Raw genomic sequence first — 21,033 nt, forward strand, 5'->3', positions numbered from 1 at the left:
GTGGAGGTCCCTGCGATGGTTGATGGCACCACGCCGCTGGTCGTCGCGATGGACGGACCTTCGGGCACCGGCAAATCCAGCGTTTCGCGACGGCTGGCCACCCGGCTCGGCGCCCGCTACCTGGATACCGGCGCCATGTACCGCGTCGCGACCTTGCGCGTGCTGCGTGCCGGTGTCGAGCTGACCGATGCGGCGGCGATCAGTGCCGCGGTCAAGGAACTGCCGCTGACCATCGGCACCGATCCCAGCCGCGAAGTGATCCTGCTCGACGGTGAGGATGTCTCCGCCGAGATCCGTGGCAATGCCGTCACCAAGGCGGTCTCGGCAGTCTCGGCGGTGGCCGAGGTACGTGACCTGCTCGTCGCGTTGCAGCGTGAAATCGCTTCCAGTGCAGAGCGAATCGTGGTCGAGGGGCGCGATATCGGCACCGTCGTGCTGCCGGACGCGGACGCCAAGATCTACCTGACCGCCTCCGCCGAGGCCCGCGCCCGGCGGCGCAATCAGCAGAACATCGCCGAAGGCCGCGGCGACGACTACGAGGCCGTGTTCGCCGATGTGCAGCGTCGCGACACCCTCGACTCCACCCGCACGGTGTCCCCACTGCGTCCGGCCGATGACGCGGTGTTGGTCGACACCAGCGAACTGAATATGGATGAGGTCATCGACGAGCTGTATCGCGTTGTGGTGCGGCAGGTTTCGACGGGCCGGACGGGACGTGCGCAATGACCGAAGACGTACTCGCCGGTGACGGCGTCTGGAGTGACGAAGCCGATTGGGAGATCACCGATCTCGACGGCGAGTTCGGCGAGGACGAACATCTCGCCATGCCGACCGTCGCGGTCGTCGGCCGCCCGAACGTCGGCAAATCGACCCTGGTGAACCGGATCCTCGGCCGCCGCGAGGCCGTCGTCGAGGATATTCCGGGCGTGACCCGCGACCGCATCTCGTATGAGGCGAGCTGGGCGGGTCGCCGTTTCCTGGTGCAGGACACCGGTGGTTGGGAGCCCGATGCCAAGGGCCTGCAACAGTCGGTCGCCCGGCAAGCCGAGCTGGCCATGGAGACCGCGGACGCGGTTCTGCTCGTGGTCGACGCCGTCGTCGGCGCGACCGCCACTGACGAGGCGGCGGTGAAGAAGCTGCGCCGCTCCAAGATTCCGGTGATCCTCGTCGCCAACAAGGTCGACGACGAACGCGTCGAAGCCGAGGCCGCCGCGCTGTGGTCGCTCGGCCTCGGCGAGCCGCGCATGGTCAGCGCCTCGCACGGCCGCGGCACCGGTGACCTGCTCGACGACGTGCTGGAAGTGCTGCCCGAGACCCCCCGTGAGGGCACCGGCGGCACTGGTCCGCGCCGGGTCGCGCTGGTCGGCAAGCCGAACGTCGGCAAGTCCAGCCTGCTCAACAAGCTCTCCGGCGATGAGCGCTCGGTCGTGCACGATGTCGCGGGTACCACCGTCGACCCGGTCGACTCGCTGGTCGAATTGGGCGGCAAGATCTGGAAATTCGTCGATACCGCGGGCCTGCGCCGCAAGGTTTCCCATGCCAGCGGCATGGAGTTCTACGCATCGTTGCGCACCAAGTCGGCCCTGGAGGCCTCCGAGGTCGCCATCATGCTGATCGACGCCGGCGAGCCGATCACCGAACAGGACCTGCGGGTGATCAGCATGGTCGCCGACTCCGGTCGCGCGCTCGTGCTGGCCTTCAACAAGTGGGACCTGGTCGACGAGGATCGTCGCCTGCAACTCGACAAGGAAGTGGACCGCGACCTGGTCCGCGTGCCGTGGGCACAGCGGGTCAATATCTCCGCGCACACCGGCCGCGCGGTGCAAAAGCTCGTTCCCGCCATGGAAACCGCGCTGGAGTCCTGGGACAAGCGCATTTCTACCGGCCGCTTGAACACCTGGCTCAAGGAAGTCATCGCGGCGACCCCGCCGCCGCTGCGCGGCGGTCGCCTGCCGCGCGTCCTGTTCGCCACCCAGGCGGGCACCCGCCCGCCGACGTTCGTGCTCTTCACAACCGGCTTCCTGGAGGCCGGTTACCGCCGCTTCCTGGAGCGCCGGCTGCGCGAGGAGTTCGGCTTCGACGGATCGCCCGTGCGCATCTCGGTACGGGTGCGCGAGAAGCGGGATCGTAAGAAGTAGCCGGCCGTGTTCCGGCGAAGCGGACGTCGTTGCACGGCAACGGCGTCCGTTTCGCGTATCTGCGCCGGCGTGGTTGCTGTTCGGTTCGGCGGTAAACCACCGGCGGAGTTCGGCGGGGGGTTTGGCGGAATTTGTTCGGTACTCGACCAATCCGGTGGACGGTGCCACGCGGGGCTCGTCACCTGAAGTCGGCGAGGTGGTCGGATACCCATTCGTGCAGGTCATGTGCTGGTCGGCCGGTGATGTCGGCGATAGTGGAGGTGATTTCCGGGCGCGGGGCGGCCAGCATCTCCGCGTAGCCGTCGAGGAGGACCTCGACAAACGAGTCGGGAAAGGTTTCGTCGTCGAGCAGGCGCTGCCTGGCCTGTTCGCGGGTGAGTTCTGCCCAGCGCAAAGGCCGACCGAGCACCTCGCCGATGATTCGCACCTGCTCGGCCCGGGTGAGCACATCCGGCCCGGTCAGTGTGTAAGTGGCTCCGGTATGGCCGTTTTCGGTGAGCGCGTGGGCCGCGACGGCCTCAGCTGTCCGCGGGAACCGAGGTTTCCTGCACCGCGCAGGCCCGCAGCACCGAGGAGCAGGAAACCCTACTACTGCACAAACTTCCACGTACCAGTCGCATCGTGGCTATGTCCGCTCACCTCCTGCTGCGCGGTTTCCTGCTCCCCGATGGCTGGCAGGGGCCGGCCGCTCTCACCCCCGACCAGGTCGATCAGCTGCGCCCTGATCCTGTTGTCCTGGAAGATGGTCCGTCAGCACCCCGAGATCTCCTTCGCCGCCGTCACCACCGGGGCCACCAACCTGGTCGCGGACGTCAACTGCCGTGACCCGCAGGACCTCGGCCGCTACCTCACCGAACGTATTGCCGAAATACCGGGCATCACCACGCTCGAAACCGCCCCCGTCATTCGCACGATCAAACGGGCTGGGGCGCTGCTCCTCTGACGACCCGGGCCGAGCGTGCGCAGTATCACGGTGCTTATCCGCCGCTCGCGGCGTAAGTTCGTTAATTAGCGAAATACCGAAGGGAGGTGAGTGTGCTCGACGAGTGCAAGGCGCTGGCGAACGAGACTCGGTTGCGGATCCTGGCGTGGCTCAAGGATCCGGATGCGCACTTCCCGGAAAGAGCCGGTGAGACAGTCGAATTGGGGGTATGCGTCGGTCTCATTCAGCAGAAGGCTGGTACGTCGGCCTCGACCATCTCGGCGCATCTGGCCATCCTGCAACGCGCCGGATTCCTCAACGCCACCCGGCGCGGCCAGTGGACCTACTACCGCCGCGACGACGCCCGCATCCGGGCCTTCACCGAAGAACTTCACCGCGTTCTGTAGAACTTACGAAAGGCAGCGTCCTATGCCCACCGCACTGTCGATCCTCGACTTGGCGTCGATCGCACCCGGCCGTACCGCGCGCGACAGTTTCGACAACAGCGTCGCGCTGGCCCAGGCCGCCGAACGCAGCGGCTACCGACGCGTCTGGTACGCCGAGCACCACAACATGGGCTCGATCGCGTCGAGCGCCACCAGCGTGCTCATCGGCTACGTCGCGGCGCATACCGACACGATCCGGCTCGGTGCGGGCGGCATCATGCTGCCCAACCACTCGCCGCTGGTGATCGCGGAGCAGTTCGGCACGCTGGAGACGCTGTTCCCCGGACGGATCGACCTCGGGCTGGGCCGCGCGCCGGGCAGTGATCAGAAGACCATGCTGGCGCTGCGCCGCAACCCGAGCTCGGCGGATACCTTTCCCCAGGATGTGCTGGAACTTCAGGGGTACCTGACGGGACAATCGCGGGTGCCTGGTGTGCAGGCGGTGCCGCGGGCGGAAGGCGTTGTGCCGCTGTACATCTTGGGTTCGTCGCTCTTCGGTGCGCAGCTCGCGGCGCAGCTCGGACTGCCCTACGCCTTCGCGTCCCACTTCGCGCCGGACGCGCTGCATCAGGCGGTCGAGGTCTACCGCGACAGGTTCCGGCCATCGGAGCAACTGGCCGAGCCGTATGTGATGGCGGGAGTCAATGTGTTCACCGCCGAGAACCACGATGCGGCGGCCGTGCAGAAGGCGACCGCGTACCGCGCCCGGGCACGGGCCATGATCCGGCGGGGTGCGACGGGCGCGGAGTTCAGCGATGAGGAGATCGATGCGTTTCTCGCCTCGCCGAACGGCAATCAGCTCGCTTCGATGACAAAGTACACGGCTGTCGGCACACCGGCCGAAGTCCGTTCGTACCTGGCGGATTTCGCGACCTCGATCGACGCGGACGAACTCATCCTCGCGCACCACGCCACGGACATCGACGACCGACTGCGGTCCGTCGAGCTCACCGGCGCTGCGGTGGCAGCGCACGAGCCGGTCGTTCGCTAGCGCAATTCTGCGCCGAGGATCAGGTTCGCGGTAATGGAGCCGTCGGCTGCCTTGTCGCCGTGGACGATGACCGAAGCGCCGACCTCGATATCGGATATGCCGGCGCCGGTGAACACGAGCACCTTGGTACCGGTGTCGATGTGCACCTTGGTGGTAGCGCCGAGTAGTTCATGGACCGTCACGGTCGTGCCGTCATTGGCGGTGACCTGGCCGATGATCAATCCGAGGTCGACTGCGGCTGGGGCGGCCGTGCTCGAGGCAGCCGATGTCGGATTGTCCGTCCACAGGAAGCCGATCAGCACAACCAGCAGGATCGCGATAGTGGTCCCAATGAGGCTGCCGAGGTCGGGCTGGGTCGGGGGAGAGTACGGCACAATCCTCGTGGCGAACGTCCGCAGTTCGAGGACATGCTCCGTCTCGCCGCCCGACTCCTCGGCAGGGTGGCCCTCGGGCTGATTCGACCACGGCGTGGCCGGTTGACTCATACCTTCAACCGTAGGTAACCCAGTGCGAATACCTATCGTCACTGGCGGGAGTACCTCGGCGCCCTCACGCCGATCTGGACGATCCTCGAACAAGGCCCGAGCTGGCAGACCGACCGGTCTGGGTGGGTCGGGCCCACCCGGGCGGCCATCACCTGGCATTATCCGTTCATGGTCATTCCCAGCCTGCTGCCGGAACGCCCTACCACCGGAACCTCGTTCGAAACCGGTTGGCCGGTCCGCCTCGCCGATACCGCCCGGGACCAGCGCCTGCGCCTCGACGCCGTGGCCCGCTACCTCCAGGACATCGGCTTCGAACACCTCGAGGCCGTTGAGGACGGTGCTACCCATCGCGGCTGGGTGGTCCGCCGCACCGTCATCGACGTCCTCAAACCCATCGAATTCGGCGAGCACGTCACGCTGCGCCGCTGGTGCTCGGCCCTGTCCAACCGCTGGTGCAATATGCGCGTCCAGATCTGCGGCAGCAACGGCGGCCTGGTCGAAACCGAGGCATTCCTCATCCATTTCGGCACCGAATCCGGCGTCCCCGCCCGCATGAGCGACCGCTTCATGGCGCCGATGCTGGCCAGCACCACCGAACACCGGCTCCGCTGGAAGGCCGCCCTCACCGACCCGCTGCCCACCGGCCCCTCCGTCCAGGAACTGCCCTTCCCCTTGCGTATTGCCGATATCGACTGGCTCGACCACGTCAACAATGCGGTCTACCTCAGCGCACTCGAGGAATTACTGGCCACCCACACCGACCTCATGTCCGGCCCCCACCGCATCGTCATCGAATACACGAAACCACTGCAGGCCGGAGAACAGGTCCGCATCGTCGGCCGCCGCGACGGCGCCACTCTCGACGCCTGGTTCGCCGTCGGCGACGAGTCCCGAGCCGCAGCCCGCGTCACCCCACGTTGACCCCCTAACACCCCCACCGCCATGCCGTTATCCAGGCGATTCGGCGTCTCGCCCACCCCTGAGGTAATCTTTTCGAGCGCCCGAAACTAGGCGCAACCGGGATGTGGCGCAGCTTGGTAGCGCACTTGACTGGGGGTCAAGTGGTCGCAGGTTCAAATCCTGTCATCCCGACCAGGTCAGAGGTGGTTTTCATGATCCGACCACCCGGAGAGCGGGACCAGAACGGGACCGCAGATGCTGGGAGAGCTTGTCACCGGCTCCGGTGATCTCCTGGCGATCCGGGTGGAGGTACTTCTCCGTCGTTCGACTGTCGGCGTGCCCGGCGATCTTCTGTAGGACGTGCAGGGAGACCCCGGCATCCGCCATCCAGGTCAGTCCGGTGTGGCGGAGATCGTGCCGGCGAAGGTGTTCGTAGCCGAGCTTTCCCACCACTTCATCCCAATGCGTCGCGTCTCGCAGCACACCTGTTGCGATCCGGCCGCCGCGCGGTCCACGGAACAGACGGGCATCGGGTTTGTCCTCGCCGATCATGCTCAGCCGCTTGGACACCATGTCTCGGACTTCCTCGATGAGAGGGACGTACCGGGCACGATTTCCCTTGGTGCCCTTGTCATCCAGACCACCCGGTGACGGAGTCGTCTGGCGCCGAATCTGCCACGTCCAGGTCTTCGTGTCCATGTCGCGCACCCGGCAGCCGGATACCTCACCGATCCGGGATGCTGTGCACGCGGCGAACATAACCACGTCACCCCAACCTTGATACCGATCTGCCGAACGTTCAACTAGGGCATCGGCCAATGTCACCAGCGCGGTCCAGTTGGGCAAACTGCGTCGCCCAGATAACCGTGCGGGTTCCGTGGGCGCTGCTGCGGGTGCGCAGTGGGCTCGACGAAGATGCCTTCGCGCGCTTGTTTGTTCACCCTTTGGCGCTACCGGGTGTCAGCGTGGCTGCGGTCGTCGGGAACTACTTTCGCGGAGTCGCCGCGCTGAACGCGAAGCAATCCGCGGATCTCGAAGCATTGACCGCTCATGCGGTAGATCTGCTGGCATCGGTTATCTCTGTCGTTTCAGGTCACCACCCCGCTGGCGGTCCGGCGGGGTGGTGACGCACGTGAGCGAGTCCTTGCCCATCTCCGCAATCACCTGACCGACCCCGAACTGACGCCCGAGCGGGTTGCCGCGGCGTGCTCGATGTCGCGCAGCGCCGTATACCGCGCGACCGAGATCGATGGTGGCATCGCAACACTGCTGCGGCGGCTACTGCTCGCAGGGCCGGACGCCACGATCGCGGCCATCGCAACTGCGTGTGGCTTTCCGGTGAGCGTCAGCTGTTTCGGGTCTTTCGGAGCGAAACCGGAATGAGTCCAGGAGAGTACCGGGCGAGGGACTGGGGCGCGTCTGACTGAGGTGCTGCCTTACACGGCCCTTGCGGCGTGGATGCGCGGGCGCTGTCGTTGCAATATCCGCAGTGACCCGGTGGCCGACACTTCGCGGAATTCGTCGCTGTCGAGTGCCCTGCGGTAGATGTTGTAGGGTGCGCTGCCACCGTCGGCAGGATCTGGGAAGACGTCGTGGATGGCCAGCAGGCCGCGATCGGAGATCCAGTGCGCCCAGTTGTCGTAGTCGCGTTGAGCGGCTTGCTCGGTGTGGCCGCCGTCGATGAACAGCATGCTCAACGGGATGCGCCAGATGCTCGAAGCTGTGGCGGACGACCCGATAATGCCGATGACCGTGTCGTGGAGGCCGGCGCGGATGATGGTGTGGCGGAACGCGGTAACCGTGTCGAAGACGCCGATTGCCGGATCCACCAGGGTGGCATCGTGGTACTGCCAGCCAGGTTGGTGTTCTTCGGAACCTCGGTGGTGATCGACGGTGAACACGGTCACACCGGTCTCCCGTGCAGCGGCCCCGAGGAAGAGTGCGGATTTACCGCAGTATGTGCCTATTTCCATGATGGGTCCGGTGATGGTGTTCGTGCGCGCGGCGTTGTAGAGCGCGAGGCCTTCGTCGCGCGGCATGAACCCCGTGGTCTGGTCGGCGAGGTCGAACAGCTCTCGGACGGCGGGCGAGACGTCAGCTTGCCTCATCGGAAATCCTTTCTTCCCGTGTGCCATTGGCGGAAGATGCCATTGGCCGGGGTGGTGCGGGTGAGGGCGTCGGCGGCGAGTACTACGGCAGCGGCGGTCCAGGTGGTGCGTTCCTCGGGCCAGCGTTTACCGTCGATGTAGACGAGCCCCGTCCAGTAGGAGCCGTCGGTATCGCGCAGGTGCTGGATCGCGGCGAACAACTCGTGCGCGCGGCGGTGCTCTCCGATCGCGTCGAGGGTCAGCACCAGTTCGCAGGTCTCGGCGCCCGTAACCCAGGGCGCGTCCGACACGCAGCGAATGCCCAGATCTGCGACGACGAACGTATCCCAGTGCCGTTCGATACGGTCGTGCGCGGCGGCGCCGCGCAGAGCGCCGCCCAGGATGGGGTAGTACCAATCCATGGAGTAGCGGCTCTTATCGAGAAATGCCTGCGGGTGATCTCGCAGAGCCCGGCCGAGACGCGCTGCGGCAGACTGCCAGTGCGGATGGGGATCGCCAACGACCTCGGCAAGAGCGATCGCGCACCGCAGGCTGTGGTGAATGCTGGCGCAGCCGGTGAGTAGCGCATCGCCTGAACTGCCGGATTCACCCGCAGCCCAGTGGATCTCGCCGCGATCCTGCTGCAGCGTGAGCACAAAGTCGATCGCGGCCCGCACTGTGGGCCACAGTTCTACGGCGAAGTCCCGATCATCGGTGACGGTCAGAAAATGCAATACGCCGACGGCGATGTACGCGCAGAAATTCGTATCGGCGTCGAAATTCTCGACTACTCCCCTTCGATACTGCGCGGGCCAGGATCCGTTGCCGCGCTGCGTTTTCGCCGACCAGAGATACGCGGCGCGGGCCTGGTCCCACAGCCCGGCGACAGTGAGAGCCATCGCCGATTCGACGTGATCCCAAGGGTCCGTGTGCCCGCCGGTGAACCACGGGATCGCACCGTCGGGTTCCTGCGCGGCGGCGATGGATTCGCCACTGAGTTCGATATCGGCGGCAGTCAATACGCCGGGCACAGCGGGCAGTTCAACGAGCGGCACGGGCGACCACCGGTTTGATGAAATACAGGGCGACGCTCTTGCCGATGATCGGGTTGAGCAGCCGCTCGGCAGCCCGGGTAACCGTAGGAGCCGACATCATGTCCCACACGAGCATCCTGTGATAGGTGGTGACGGCGGGATGGGTGTCCTTGTCGACGCCGACGGCACATTTCAACCACCAGTACGGGGAGTGCAGGGCGTGGGCGAACTCATGGTGCAGGTAGCGCAGGCCGAGGTCGGTTACCTTGTCGCGGAGCTGGTTGGCGCGATAAATCCGCACGTGACCGCCTTCATTGGCGTGATAGCTGTCGGACAGAGCCCAACACAGCCGCTCAGGCAGCCAGCGGGGGACCGTAATCGCCAGGCGGCCACCAGGTTTGAGTATCCGTACCAGTTCGGCGATGGCCCGGGTGTCCTGGGGGACATGTTCGAGGATCTCCGAGGCGATGACAATGTCGAATTCGCCGTCGCCGTAGGGGAGTTCGAGCGCGTCGCCGCGCACGGTTTCGGCCTTGGCGTAGTCGGGCGCCTCGCCCGCCGCCGCCATGGCCTGGAACATGACATCGACATCGGCGAGATCGGTGACGCTCTGATCGAAAGCCACGATATCGGCGCCGCGCCGGTACGCCTCGAAGCTGTGGCGCCCGGCCCCGCACCCGACATCGATGACACGGGTTCCCGGCGCGACTCCCAGTCGATCGAAGTCAACGGTCAGCATGTCGCCTCCTGTGCAGCGGAAAGGGCAGCCGCAGTGCGGCCTTCATAGCGGTCGATGGCTTGCTCGTAGACGGCAACGGTCCGTGCTGCGACGGCGGACCAGGCGAATGTCTCGAGCGCGCGGTGGCGGCTCAGCGCGCCCAAACGATGCCGGCGAACCGGGTGGTCGAGCAGATCACCGAGGACGCGGGTCATCGCGTCCACGTCGCCGGGTGCGACGAATTCGCCGCAATTCCCGACGACCTCCGGCAGGGCTCCGGCGTGACTCGCGACCAGCGGAGTGCCGCTTGCCATGGCCTCGACGGCGGGTAGCGAAAACCCCTCGTACATGGATGGAATACATGCGATCTCCGCGGAAGCGAGCAACTCGGCGAGTTGATCGTCGCTCAAACCACTGGTGGCGGTGACGATGTCGGTCAGCCCGAGTTCGGCGATGAGTTTCTCGGTGGGCCCGTTCGTTTCCAGTTTCGCAACCAGCTGTAGGTGGACCTCGCGTGTATGTCGCAGCTGGGCAACGGCTTTGAGTAGATGACCGATGCCCTTGAGGGGTTTGTCCGCGCTGGCCACCGCAACGATTCGACCGGGTATCCGAGGCTCTTGACGCGGTCGGAACAGTTCGGTGTCGACGCCCAGCGGCACGGTATCGAGTTGCGATCGTGCGACATCGAAGTCGGCGACGATGTCCTCGGCCGAGGACGACGACACCGTGATCAGATGCGGAATCTGGCGTGCTACCCGCTGTTGCATGTCGAGGAAGCCGTACCAACGGCGTACGAACGGCTTTCGCCGCCATGGAGCCGCGGCCAAGTCCACCTGGCGGTCCCGGATGATCGGGTGGTGGATGGTCGCCACCAGCGGCAGGCGCTGCGCGATGTCGAGCAGCCCGTAGCCGAGACACTGATTGTCGTGCACAACGTCGAAATCGCTTGTGCGTGCGGCGAGCAGCTTGGCTACACGCAAGCTGAAGGTGTGCGGCTCCGGAAATCCTGCCGTCCACATGGTGGCGAGTTCGAGTAGGTCGATCCGGTCGCGGATTTCCCGCGGATGGGGGGTGCGGAATGGGTTGTCATCCCGATACAGGTCCAGGCTGGGCACCTCCGTGAGCAGCACCCGAGGATCGAGCAGTTCGGGGTAGGGCTGACCGGAGAACACTTCGACCGTGTGGCCGAGGTCTGCCAGTCCCTGACTCAGATACCGGACATAAACACCCTGTCCGCCACAGTGAGTCTTGCTGCGATAGGACAGCAGGGCTACGCGCATCGGGCGGCCCTGATCGTAACCAGTCTCATTGGATACCCTTCCTGAACTCTGTCCAGACACCTATGGTGGACATGTGTCTGGACATTACTACCGCTAACTGTTTGCGACAACTGTTCGTGTGGCCGGTGCGCGGAACGGCTTCGTCAGTCCATCCGGCGTGGCCAGGTCCTGTTGTCGGGTAACACGTGAATGCAGTAGGCCAGCGCCGCGATCGCCGCCCAGGCCCGGCAGATTGCAGGTCTGATCCAGTTGGCCCCGCAGGATTCGATTCACGAAGTGTTCGGTTGAGCGCGCTCGGCGTGAAACCTCGGTGTATCCCAGTCCGGCGTTGAGCAACGCGCCCATGTAGATGGCCTCGAGCGTTTCCGCGGCAGTGGTGTCGGGTCGCGATCCCAAGGCGGCGTGGACTCTTTCCTGGACCGTGGGGGCGGTTCGGGCTCGAACTCGCGGCATTTCCGTGGCGGCTTTACGGGAGACTCTGCGTCGGCAGGGTTGAGTGCTCTTCGTCGGTAGCGGGCTCGGTCGTGCGGTGAGCCGTCGCCACAAGATCTCCGAGACCAGGAGGCGGTCGCTGCCGAAGAGGCGCAGCGCAATGGACAGCTTGATTCCCGCGACGGCTGCTGCGGCCCGGACGGTGAGGCCGTCGAGACCCCGCCGTGACCTGCCCCAAGGCCTGGACGGGGAAATCCAATTACGTGGAGTCACCGTCACTCCCGGTTACTGGCGACGTGCGGACCTGAACCGAGAGGCCTTCACCGAGGACGGCTGGCTGCGCACCGGCGATATCGGTCACCTCGACGCCGATGGATTCCTGCACATCACCGGCCGAAGCAAGGAAATCGTCATCCGCGGTGGTGAGAACATCGCACCAGTGGAAATCGAGAACGTCGCTTACCGCAATCCCGGCGTCAAGGAAGCCGCCGCGTTCGATGTGCCCGACGACCTGATGGGCGAAGAACTGGCCCTGGTTTGTCACCCCAATCCCGGGACGACCCTGACCGAGAAAGAACTACGAGACCACTTGCGGCTGACGTGGCCTGCCCACAAGGTCCCCAGATACATTCTGGTTTCCGAAATTCCGTTGCCCCGCAACGTGAGTGAGAAAATCAACCGACTCGCACTGCGGAAGGGCTTCGTGATCGGCTGACTTTCTCTGCGTCACACGCGCTACCAGCTGGACAGATTGGTTTTGGAATCCAGACTGTCGTAGCGTCCATACGCATGTCCACCGGATTCGAAGCCACCCGACGGCGCTTGACCGGCAAGCAGGCCGACACTGTCGATCGCTTGACTGCCGCGGCCGTGGAAGTGCTTGACCGCGAAGGATATTCGGGAACAACCCTCCGTCTAGTCGCCACCGCCGCGGGTGTCGGTACAGCCACCGCGTACACCTACTTTTCCTCCAAAGAGCACCTGATCTCCGAGGTGTGCTGGCGACGCCTGGTGGCGATGCCGGTTCCCGACATGGAGGGCCTGGACAGACTGGCGCGGGTGGACGCCGTGCTGCGGCAGGTATCGATGCTGGTCGCGGGGGAGCCCGCGCTGGCAAGCGCGGTCAGCAGCGCGTTGCTCGGTGACGATCCGGACGTGAAGCATCTGCGCGTGCGGATAGGTACCGAGATTCGTAATCGGCTTGCTGATGCACTCGCTTCGGAGGATCGGGAAAGCCTCGACATACTTCAGCTGCTGTACTCCGGTGCACTGCTGCAAGGCGGCATCGGGCACCTTTCCTATGACCAGGTCGCTGATTTGTTGCAGGTCTGCGCCCGGCGGCTGCTCGGCTGACGGACAGGTCCCTCGCGGACGGTCACCCGTGTTGGTGCTTCTCCATTAGTGAATGCAGTTCGGCAACCGACCACGGAAGTTCCCGATGGTGATCGCGATATCCGATCGGAACCAGCGCTGGTCGAGGGAAAGAGCCGACGAATCCGCCTGCGGCGATGAAGATTTCACCGGTGATCTGGTGGGCGGTGTCGGAGGCGAGGTACAGGTACAGCGGCGCCGCATACTCGGGAGGCGGCGCATCGAGCGATCCCTGCATGGTCAGTTCGTCGAGTAGGCCGCGGCGGTGCAGATCGCGGATGTGAGTCTCGTAGTCGGGACCGGTCGACAGTCGTGTCCTGGCTCCTGGGCAGACGGCATTGACTCGTACTCCCGATTGCCGCATTTCGGCAGCCATCGCGAGCGTCAAGCTGATGACCGCGCCTTTTCCTGCGGGGTAGCCGGTGCCGCCGTAATCGCCGAGGTAGGCGAACGAATCCAGTATTGATGATCGAGCCGGACCCGCGAGCCACCATGAGCGGCGCAGCGGCCCGGCAGGTATTGAAGACCGTGGTCAGATGTGAATCGATCATTGTCTGCCAATCATCGGTGCTCACATCGAGAATCGACGAGCCGACAGGTTCGGCGATCCCGGCGCAATTGACGAGTATGTCGACGTTGTCGTAAGCAGATGTACACGCCGCTATGAGCCGTCCGGCGACGACCTCATCGGCCGCGGATCCCGCAACTCCCTGCGCACTACCGCCGGCGCCGCGGATTGTCTCCACCGCCCGCTGTACCGCTGCCTCGTTTCGCGAGTTGATCACAACGCCTGCGCCGTGTTCGGCAAGTAGCTCGGCAACTGCGAGCCCGATACCGCTGCCCCCGCCGACTACGACAGCGCCTCGTCCGGACAATGCTTGCTGTTCGGTCACTTTCGATCTCCTCTGGTTTCGTGCACACGTGACGGCGGACGCGGCATCGCGCAATACCGGCCCGCCGATCACGGTCTCCGGGAGTGACGGTGACACCGCCCAAAGCTTTTGTGTCGGACATGCATTCGATCAGTCGGTCGGCGTCATCTCGGCTACTTTTCCGGCCAGCCGGTCGAGGTACCGGAGCACGTCGTCAGCGGATCGGTCGGGCAGGCCATAGAGAACGTCGGTGACACCGTCTTCGGCCCAGCGGGAGAGCGTGTCGCGGTCGGCCTTGAAGGCCAGTGCGACGACGCGTGGTCGACCCGTGCGCCCGGCCTCGGTCCAGGTCTTGTGCAGCAACGCGATTCGGGCCGAGATATCGGTCTCGGTGGGTGTGGTGATCCAGCCGTCGCCGGTCCGGGCGATCCACTGGAAGGTCTTCTCGGTCCCGGCCGCGCCGATCAGCACCGGGATATGTGACTGGACCGGTTTAGGCCAGGCCCAGCTGGGACCGAACGAGACGTAGTCGCCCTGATAGCTGGCTTCTTCCTCGGTCCACAATTGGCGCATCGCCTCGATGTACTCGCGCAGCACGGTCCTCCGTTTGTTCGGTGGAACGCCGTGATCGGTGAGTTCGTCTGTGTTCCAACCGAAGCCGGCACCGAGGGTGACGCGCCCACCGGACAGATGGTCGAGACTGGCCAGAGTTTTGGCCAGGGTGATCGGGTCGTGCTCCACCGGCAGTGCTACCGCGGTGGACAGTTCGATCCGTTCGGTTACCGCCGCCGCCATGGCCAGCGACACCCAAGGGTCCAGTGTGCGGGTGTAGCGGTCATCGGGCAGCGTGGCGTCTCCGGTGGAGGGATGTGCTGCTTCGCGTTTGATGGGGATGTGGGTGTGCTCGGGGACGAAGAACGACGAGAAACCGCGTTCTTCGGCTGCCGCTGCGGCGGCAGCTGGCGTGATGCCACGGTCGCTGGTGAAAAGTACGACGCCGGATCGCATGGTGAATAGCCTCTTTCTGTCCTGGTCAGTCGCGCGCGGCGGCCATACCCGCACGCCGCCCGTAGAAGCTGCCGTCGCCGAGTGAGGCGCCGCTGACATAGCCGCCGGTGCAGATTCCCGCTGTGCACCGACCTGCGGCGTAGAGGCCGGGAATCGAATCGCCTGTCTCGGTGAGCACACGTCCGTCGAGATCGGTGCGTAGCCCGCCGAGCGGGAATCCCGCTGTGAATCCCCGCATGTCGGCGGTGGCACTCCATTCCGCGATCTCGGAGATATGCTGCGGTTGTTCGTCTTTCACGACTTCTTACGCCGTTCTTGCGACAACACGGTACCGATCGCGGAATCCAGCTTGGTGCCCGCCGGCCAGCCGACGTAGTGGCACAGAAAGATCGCTATCTCGCGAAGCTGTTCCTCGGTGAGCTCGTTGTTCCGTAGTGCGGCGCCCACCTGAATCTCGGCGACGTCGAAAAGGCCTGTAGCGGTGAGGGCTCCGAGCAGCAGCAGTCGCCGGTCCCGGTCGGTCAGCACCGCACGTGACCAGATGTCGCCGAACAGATGATCGGCGGTGAGAGCGAAGTGCTCGCCGGGGCCGTCCGCGAACTCCCAGCCGTAAACCTCGCTCATCCTGGCAAGTCCGCGTTGCCGACTTTCGCTGGGGGAGTGGGTATTCGTGTCGGAGGTCATGATGTCTCCTTCTCCAGTGGAAGCTCGGCGACGCCGAGACCGGCCGCCAGATGGCTGAGCGCCAGCCGCGCGAGCGGTAGGTCGGTGTCGAGCCGTTCGCCCAGTTCGAGTGCGAGTGCGAGGTCCTTCTCGCCCAGATCGCGGACGTGGCCGAGGATGAGAAACCAGAAGTCGTCGGGTGCGACGGGGGCCGTGGTGTTGCGCAGCATGATGGCCCCCGCCCCGCCGGTGATGGAATCGGAATGCCGAACCACCTTGCCGAGGGCACTGATATCGAGGCCCGCGTGCTCGGCGAGTCGTTGCGCCTCCGTTGCGGCGGTGAAGGAAACGAAGTGAAGCAGGTTGCGAGCCAGCTTCATTCGCGTTCCCGAGCCCACCACTCCGGCATGCACGATCAGATCCGAGAAACACCGGAATGGTGCCCGGATGCGTTGCACCGCAGCGTCCGTGCCGCCGACCATAACGGCGAGTGTGCCGCGATTGGCTGCCGGTGCGCCGCCGCTGACGGGCGCATCTACGAATTCCACCTCGTGGTCCGCGCACGCCGCCGCGAGCTTTTCCGCAGTGACGTCGCTGATGGTCGAGTGCACCGCGATCACGGTTCCCGGCGCAGCGGTGCGCAGCAGACCGTTGGGGCCGGTCACCACATCACACACCTGGGCATCATCGATGACGGTCACACAAATCACCCGTGCGGTGGCGGCGAGCTCCGCGGGGTTGGCCGCGGAGCTCGCACCGGCGTCGGTGAACGGCAGTGTCGCCTCGGGCCGTACGTCGCACACGGTCAGGCCACCGGGCCATTGCAGCAGCCGCTGGGCCATGGGCGCGCCCATATTGCCGAGTCCGATGAACCCGACCGGGACGTCGTATTCGGAATCGCCCATCACCGGATGATCTGTCCGCCGTCGACGTTCAGAATCTGGCCCGTAACCCACCCGGCGTCATCGGAGAGCAGATAAAGGCAGGCGCCAACCAGATCCTCGGGAGTGCCCATGCGCTTGATCGGGATACGAGAGACCATCTCCTTGACCATCTTCCCGGGGGTGACGGTCTGGGTGGCCTCGGTGTCGATCGGGCCGGGCGCGATGGCGTTGACCCGGATATTGGATCCACCGAGCTCGGTGGCCAACTGCTGGGTGAGGCCGTTGATGCCGACCTTGGCCAGACCGTAGAACCCGGAGTAAAGCCATGCGGCGGTGGAGGATTGATTGACGATCGAACCGCCGCTGGCGGTGACCATGTGCTGCCACACCGCGCGAGTGACATTCAGTGCGCCGTCGAGGTTCACACCCATGAACTTCTTGTAGTAGTCCCATGGGACCGTCAGCAGCAGGTCGAGCTTCATATCGCCGTAGATGGCGGCATTGTTGACCAGGTGGTTGATGCCACCGAATTCGGCAACGGTGAATTCGGCCAGCTCGCTGGCAGATTCGGGATTGGAGACATCGACGCGCCGGTAGAGGGCGGTGCCTCCGTCGGCGACGATCTGCTTGGCCACGTCCTCACCACGCTCGGCGTTGAGGTCGGCGACGACCACCTTCGCGCCCTCGGCAGCGAGTGCCTTGGCGTAGACGGCTCCGATGCCCTGCGCGGCGCCGGTGACGATTGCGGTGCGCCCATTGAAACGTGCCATGGTGTTCAGCTCCTTGTGCTGGAAGAGGATTGGGGATCAGGCGGGAGTGGCGACGAGCTTGGTTTCGAGGTATTCCTCGAACCCGGCCACGCCCATTTCGCGGCCGATTCCGGATTGCTTGTAGCCGCCGAACGGCGCGTCGGCGTGGTACCAGAGCCCGCCGTTGACGCTGAGGGTTCCGGTGCGGACGCCCGATACCACCTTCTCGATACGGTCAGGGTCCTTGCCCCAGACCGAACCTGATAGGCCGTAAGGGGATTCGTTGGCCATGCGGACCGCGTCGGCATCGCCGTCGTGCGCGATCACGACCAGAACGGGACCGAAGATCTCCTCTTGGGCCACCGTCGAGGTATTGCCGAGATCGGCGATCACGGTCGGTTCGATGAAGTAGCCACGGTCGCGGCTGGCGGGTCGTCCGCCTCCGGTCACGATGCGCCCGCCCTCGGAGCGAGCGATATCGAGATAGCGTTCGACCCGATCGCGCTGCGCGGCGGATATCAAAGGCCCGCAAATGGTTCCAGGTTTCGTCGGATCCCCGGCCCGGATTCCTGACATCGCCGCCGCTGCTGCTGCGACCGCATCGTCATAGGCGGAACGCGGCACCAGCAGCCGGGTGGTGAGCGCACAGCCCTGCCCGGCGTGGATCGCAACGGAGAACGCGGTGTAACTCGCGGCCGCGGCAATGTCCGCATCGTCGAGCACGATCGCGGCGGACTTGCCCCCGAGCTCGAGGAACGTGCGTTTGATCATCGGAGCCGCACCGGCCATGACCGATCGACCGGTCCGGGTGGATCCGGTGAACGTGACCATATCGACTCGAGGATCTTCCACGAGCTGGGCGCCGAGAGCGTGGTTGTCGGAGGTGACGATGTTGATCACGCCGGCGGGAATGTCGGTGTGTTCGACGATCAACGAGCCGAGCACTGCGGCGCACCAGGGCGTATCCGGTGCGGGTTTGAGAACGACGGTGTTGCCGGCGGCCAGTGCCGGGCCGAGTTTTGCCAGGTTGATCTGGTGCGGAAAATTCCACGGCGTGATCGCTCCGACGACGCCGACGGCTTCCCTGCGAACGGTGCGCCGACTGTTGATGCCCATTTGCTCGGCATCGCCGAGATCTGTTTTCCAGCTGTAGTTTTCGGACAAATCCGCAGCGAAGGACAGATCGGCGATGGGACCTTCTAATTGCGGTCCGCTGGTGAGCATGACCGGTGCGCCGACCTCCCCGACGGTGATCTCGCGCAGTTCGTCGATGCGGTTCTGCATGGCGCCGCGCAACTGGCGCACGCAATGGGCGCGAAAAGCGTGATCGCGGGACCACTCGGTGGTGTCGAAGGCCGTCCGCGCGGCATTGATGGCGGCGTCCATGTCATCGGCGGAGGCATTGGCGGCGTGGCCGAGTACCTCCTCGGTGGCGGGATTGATCGTCGCGAACACACCCGATCCACCGGGGACCAGCTTGCCGCCGATCAGCAGGGGAGTGCCTTCTGCGGGGACAAGATCGTTCATACATGGACTCCGATAGTATGATGTCTGGACAGGTGTTCGGAATATAGTTCGGATATGTCACCGAGCGCAAGAACGGGTTCGTGAAGTCGCCTGTGTGCAAGCAGTTTCTTTGCTGTGCCCGGATCTGTTCGCAGCTCTGTAGTCGAGTTCGCCGTTGTGTCGGACTGATGTCGATGATACTGTCCAGACAGATGTCCAGCTATGTGTCTCTTTGGGTCGGTGTCCCGGCTCGGCCCGGAGGAATGCACGATCGAAATCGAGGTATGCGTGATGACTTCGGCCTCACTGGAGCCGTTCACGTTCGATCCGTACGACTACCGGTTCCATGACGACCCGTACCCGACTTATGCGCGTTTGCGCGCCGAGACTCCGCTGTATCACAACCCGGAGCTCGACTTCTGGGCGCTGTCACGGCACGCCGACGTCATGGCGGGCTTCCGCGATACCGTGCGGCTCTCCAGCGCGAACGGGGTGTCACTGGATCCGGCTGCTTGGGGGCCGCACGCGTATCGGACGATGTCCTTTCTCGCGATGGACGATCCGCGGCATGTGCGGATGCGTCGTCTGGTCTACAAGGGCTTCACGCCCAAGCGTGTGACCGAGATGGACAACCGCATCCATGCGCTGACGCTCGAGCATCTCGAACCCGCGCTCGAGCGTGAATCTTTCGACTGGATCGAGGATTTCGCCGGCAAACTGCCCATGGACGTCATTTCCGAGCTCATGGGTGTGCCCGAATCGGATCGCGCTGAAATCCGCAGGCTCGCCGACCTGGTCGTACATCGAGAGGAGGGCGTCCTCGATGTGCCGATGCCCGCGATGGACGCGGCCGTCCGGCTGTTCACCTACTACGGCGAGATGGTCGCAGAGCGTCGGGCCCGCCCCAGCGACGATCTCACTTCGGCGTTGCTGGATGCGGAGATCGACGGTGACCGCCTCTCGGACGAGGAAATCATCGGGTTCATGTTCCTGATGGTCGTGGCCGGAAACGAGACCACCACAAAGCTTTTGGGCAATGCGCTGTACTGGGCCGCACGTAATCCGGATGAGTACGCGAAGGTTGTCGCCGATCCCAGCCTGGTTCCGGACTGGGTCGAGGAAACGTTGCGTTACGACACCTCCAGTCAACTCGTCGCCCGCAGCGCGGCCACGGATTTCGAGATGTACGGCAGCACCATCCCCATGGGAGCAAAGGTGCTGTTGCTCATCGGCTCCGCCAATCGGGACTCGGAGGTCTTCGACGACGCCGACAGCTTCCGCATCGATCGCGCGGACAAAGGCAATCTCGCCAGTTTCGGTGCGGGCGTGCACTTCTGTCTCGGCGCGCACCTGGCCCGCCTCGAGACCACCATCGCCTTGCGCGAATTCGTCTCGCGGGTGCCACATTACGAACTCATCGAGGCCGGTATCGAACGGGTCCACTCGACCAATGTGCGCGGCTTCGCCAAACTGCCCATCCGAGTTGAGGTTTCCTGAACATGCCACGTTTCGAACCGCATCCGGTGCGACGACCGGTCCTGATCGCGGGAGCGTCCTCCGGGATCGGCTCGGCTACTGCGGAGATGCTTGCCGAGCAGGGATATCCGGTAGCGCTGGGCGCCCGCCGCGTCGAGGAATGTGAACGGCTGGCCGAAAAGATCACGGCCGCTGGCGGTGCGGCTTTCGCGCACTATCTCGACGTCACCGACACCGCTTCGGTCGATGAGTTCGTGTTCGCCGCCGAGCGGGCACTGGGTCCCGCCGAGATCGTAGTCTCCGGAGCCGGCGATCTCGAATTCGGATTGATTCACGAGATGAGCAGCGAGCAGTTCGCCAAGCAGGTCGATGTGCACCTGATCGGCGCGCACCGGCTGGTACGACGCGTCATCCCGGACATGATCACGCGGGGCCGCGGGGATTTCGTGCTGATCAGCTCTGACTGCGCCGATGCACCGCGTCCACGCGCGGGCGCCTACAGTGCGGCCAAGACCGGACTCGAGGCCATGGCCAACCAGATGCGAATGGAGCTCGAGGGCACCGGCGTTCGGGTCAGTCTGGTTCGACCCGGTGCGACGAAGACCGGTATGGGCCTCACCGCGCCCGCCGAGGTTGTGGGACCGCTTATCGAGGACTGGATTGCCTGGGGGTTCGCCCGGCATCCGTACATGTTGCGGCCGAGGGATATGGCCGCTGCCGTTTCTTCGGTTGTTTCGACACCTCCGGGCAGCCATCTCGTCCTGGTCGAGGTGCAACCGGGCGTACCGAAGAAAGTGGCCGAATCCGGGAGTGGCGCATGAAGATTCATGCTGACCTGGACCTGTGTCAGGGGCACGCGGTCTGCCAGGCGGAAGCGCCCGAGGTGTTCACGGTTCCCAAGCGCGGCAAGGTCGAGATCCTCGACCCCACCCCCGGGACCGACGCACGCGCCGGTGTCGAGAATGCCGTGCGCTATTGCCCCACGCAGGCGCTCACACTCACTGACGGCGACAGCTGAACCGCTCCATTCCCACCAATACAATTCTTTGCCTCCACGAAAGGACCACTGCC

23 protein-coding genes, 1 tRNA gene and 2 pseudogenes are annotated in these 21,033 nt (G+C 64.8%); 12 read left to right on the top strand and 14 right to left on the bottom strand.

Features of this window, described 5'->3' with window-relative positions; translation table 11 throughout:
- Window positions 1-15 precede the first annotated feature (15 nt).
- Window positions 16-726: a (d)CMP kinase gene (cmk, locus tag OG874_RS05655; RefSeq protein ID WP_330254062.1), complete on the top strand. Its 711-nt coding sequence runs from the start codon at window positions 16-18 to the stop codon at window positions 724-726.
- Complete coding sequence (gene der / locus OG874_RS05660) at window positions 723-2,138, top strand: ribosome biogenesis GTPase Der (protein WP_330254063.1); 1,416 nt, start codon at window positions 723-725, stop codon at window positions 2,136-2,138. Before cmk ends, der begins: the two co-directional genes overlap by 4 nt.
- 178 nt (window positions 2,139-2,316) lie before the next feature.
- On the opposite strand, the gene OG874_RS05665 is transcribed toward der, so the two are convergent.
- Window positions 2,317-2,586 (bottom strand): hypothetical protein, encoded by a 270-nt coding sequence (locus tag OG874_RS05665; protein ID WP_330254064.1) that lies wholly within the window; start codon window positions 2,584-2,586, stop codon window positions 2,317-2,319.
- A 219-nt stretch (window positions 2,587-2,805) separates the two neighbouring features.
- Between OG874_RS05665 and OG874_RS05670 the strand changes: the two genes are divergently transcribed.
- From OG874_RS05670 to OG874_RS05680, 3 genes are all read left to right on the top strand, one after another.
- A complete protein-coding gene (locus tag OG874_RS05670; RefSeq protein ID WP_330254065.1) occupies window positions 2,806-3,081 on the top strand; it encodes an Lrp/AsnC ligand binding domain-containing protein in 276 nt (91 codons plus the stop codon).
- Window positions 3,082-3,167: 86 nt separating this feature from the next.
- Window positions 3,168-3,467 carry an ArsR/SmtB family transcription factor gene (locus OG874_RS05675; RefSeq protein WP_330254066.1) on the top strand — a complete coding sequence of 100 codons (300 nt, stop codon included), beginning with the start codon at window positions 3,168-3,170 and terminating at the stop codon, window positions 3,465-3,467.
- A gap of 22 nt (window positions 3,468-3,489) precedes the next feature.
- Window positions 3,490-4,497: an LLM class flavin-dependent oxidoreductase gene (locus tag OG874_RS05680; RefSeq protein ID WP_330254067.1), complete on the top strand. Its 1,008-nt coding sequence runs from the start codon at window positions 3,490-3,492 to the stop codon at window positions 4,495-4,497.
- On the opposite strand, the gene OG874_RS05685 is transcribed toward OG874_RS05680, so the two are convergent.
- Window positions 4,494-4,982, bottom strand: a complete 489-nt coding sequence (locus OG874_RS05685) for a hypothetical protein (protein ID WP_330254068.1) — start codon at window positions 4,980-4,982, stop codon at window positions 4,494-4,496. The genes OG874_RS05680 and OG874_RS05685 overlap by 4 nt on opposite strands.
- Before the next feature lie 168 nt (window positions 4,983-5,150).
- Between OG874_RS05685 and OG874_RS05690 the strand changes: the two genes are divergently transcribed.
- A complete protein-coding gene (locus tag OG874_RS05690) occupies window positions 5,151-5,903 on the top strand; it encodes an acyl-[acyl-carrier-protein] thioesterase (RefSeq protein ID WP_330254069.1) in 753 nt (250 codons plus the stop codon).
- Window positions 5,904-6,000: 97 nt separating this feature from the next.
- Window positions 6,001-6,077 (top strand) — tRNA-Pro (locus OG874_RS05695).
- Window positions 6,078-6,092: 15 nt separating this feature from the next.
- Here OG874_RS05695 and OG874_RS05700 read toward each other — a convergent pair.
- From OG874_RS05700 to OG874_RS05720, 5 genes are all read right to left on the bottom strand, one after another.
- Complete coding sequence (locus tag OG874_RS05700) at window positions 6,093-6,641, bottom strand: tyrosine-type recombinase/integrase (RefSeq protein WP_330257194.1); 549 nt, start codon at window positions 6,639-6,641, stop codon at window positions 6,093-6,095.
- 677 nt (window positions 6,642-7,318) lie between these two features.
- Complete coding sequence (locus OG874_RS05705) at window positions 7,319-7,990, bottom strand: class I SAM-dependent methyltransferase (RefSeq protein WP_330254070.1); 672 nt, start codon at window positions 7,988-7,990, stop codon at window positions 7,319-7,321.
- Window positions 7,987-9,024 carry a prenyltransferase gene (locus OG874_RS05710; protein WP_330254071.1) on the bottom strand — a complete coding sequence of 346 codons (1,038 nt, stop codon included), beginning with the start codon at window positions 9,022-9,024 and terminating at the stop codon, window positions 7,987-7,989. The genes OG874_RS05705 and OG874_RS05710 overlap by 4 nt, the downstream gene beginning before the upstream one ends.
- A complete protein-coding gene (locus OG874_RS05715) occupies window positions 9,011-9,742 on the bottom strand; it encodes a class I SAM-dependent methyltransferase (RefSeq protein WP_330254072.1) in 732 nt (243 codons plus the stop codon). The genes OG874_RS05710 and OG874_RS05715 overlap by 14 nt, the downstream gene beginning before the upstream one ends.
- Complete coding sequence (locus OG874_RS05720; protein ID WP_330254073.1) at window positions 9,736-11,001, bottom strand: glycosyltransferase family 4 protein; 1,266 nt, start codon at window positions 10,999-11,001, stop codon at window positions 9,736-9,738. The genes OG874_RS05715 and OG874_RS05720 overlap by 7 nt, the downstream gene beginning before the upstream one ends.
- Before the next feature lie 592 nt (window positions 11,002-11,593).
- On the opposite strand from OG874_RS05720, the gene OG874_RS05725 reads away from it, so the two are divergent.
- Together OG874_RS05725 and OG874_RS05730 are read left to right on the top strand one after the other, a co-directional pair.
- Complete coding sequence (locus OG874_RS05725; RefSeq protein ID WP_330254074.1) at window positions 11,594-12,148, top strand: class I adenylate-forming enzyme family protein; 555 nt, start codon at window positions 11,594-11,596, stop codon at window positions 12,146-12,148.
- A 74-nt stretch (window positions 12,149-12,222) separates the two neighbouring features.
- Window positions 12,223-12,786: a TetR/AcrR family transcriptional regulator gene (locus OG874_RS05730; protein WP_330254075.1), complete on the top strand. Its 564-nt coding sequence runs from the start codon at window positions 12,223-12,225 to the stop codon at window positions 12,784-12,786.
- Window positions 12,787-12,808: 22 nt separating this feature from the next.
- On the opposite strand, the pseudogene OG874_RS05735 reads toward OG874_RS05730, so the two are convergent.
- The 7 genes and pseudogenes from OG874_RS05735 to OG874_RS05765 all read right to left on the bottom strand — a co-directional run bounded on the left by OG874_RS05735 (window position 12,809) and on the right by OG874_RS05765 (window position 18,507).
- Window positions 12,809-13,697: pseudogene (locus OG874_RS05735) on the bottom strand (SDR family NAD(P)-dependent oxidoreductase).
- Window positions 13,698-13,826: 129 nt separating this feature from the next.
- Window positions 13,827-14,684: an LLM class F420-dependent oxidoreductase gene (locus OG874_RS05740; RefSeq protein WP_330254076.1), complete on the bottom strand. Its 858-nt coding sequence runs from the start codon at window positions 14,682-14,684 to the stop codon at window positions 13,827-13,829.
- Between the two features lie 25 nt (window positions 14,685-14,709).
- Window positions 14,710-14,928: pseudogene (locus OG874_RS05745) on the bottom strand (FAD-binding protein); the annotation flags it as partial.
- 50 nt (window positions 14,929-14,978) lie between these two features.
- Complete coding sequence (locus OG874_RS05750; protein WP_330254077.1) at window positions 14,979-15,368, bottom strand: carboxymuconolactone decarboxylase family protein; 390 nt, start codon at window positions 15,366-15,368, stop codon at window positions 14,979-14,981.
- Entirely contained in the window at window positions 15,365-16,252 is an 888-nt protein-coding gene (locus OG874_RS05755; protein WP_330254078.1) for an NAD(P)-dependent oxidoreductase, read from the bottom strand. Before OG874_RS05755 ends, OG874_RS05750 begins: the two co-directional genes overlap by 4 nt.
- Complete coding sequence (locus OG874_RS05760; protein WP_330254079.1) at window positions 16,252-17,001, bottom strand: SDR family oxidoreductase; 750 nt, start codon at window positions 16,999-17,001, stop codon at window positions 16,252-16,254. Before OG874_RS05760 ends, OG874_RS05755 begins: the two co-directional genes overlap by 1 nt.
- Before the next feature lie 36 nt (window positions 17,002-17,037).
- Window positions 17,038-18,507 (bottom strand): aldehyde dehydrogenase, encoded by a 1,470-nt coding sequence (locus tag OG874_RS05765; RefSeq protein WP_330254080.1) that lies wholly within the window; start codon window positions 18,505-18,507, stop codon window positions 17,038-17,040.
- Between the two features lie 270 nt (window positions 18,508-18,777).
- Between OG874_RS05765 and OG874_RS05770 the strand changes: the two genes are divergently transcribed.
- From OG874_RS05770 to OG874_RS05780, 3 genes are read left to right on the top strand one after another with little or no spacing between them, the layout of a single operon-like run.
- Window positions 18,778-19,983: a cytochrome P450 gene (locus tag OG874_RS05770; RefSeq protein WP_330254081.1), complete on the top strand. Its 1,206-nt coding sequence runs from the start codon at window positions 18,778-18,780 to the stop codon at window positions 19,981-19,983.
- Window positions 19,984-19,985: 2 nt separating this feature from the next.
- On the top strand, window positions 19,986-20,783 hold the full coding sequence (locus tag OG874_RS05775; protein WP_330254082.1) for an SDR family oxidoreductase: 798 nt from the start codon (window positions 19,986-19,988) through the stop codon (window positions 20,781-20,783).
- Window positions 20,780-20,980 (top strand): ferredoxin, encoded by a 201-nt coding sequence (locus OG874_RS05780; RefSeq protein ID WP_330254083.1) that lies wholly within the window; start codon window positions 20,780-20,782, stop codon window positions 20,978-20,980. The genes OG874_RS05775 and OG874_RS05780 overlap by 4 nt, the downstream gene beginning before the upstream one ends.
- Window positions 20,981-21,033 lie beyond the last annotated feature (53 nt).

It is taken from the genome of Nocardia sp. NBC_00565 (genome assembly GCF_036345915.1).
In the GTDB taxonomy this organism is placed as follows: Bacteria; Actinomycetota; Actinomycetes; order Mycobacteriales; family Mycobacteriaceae; genus Nocardia.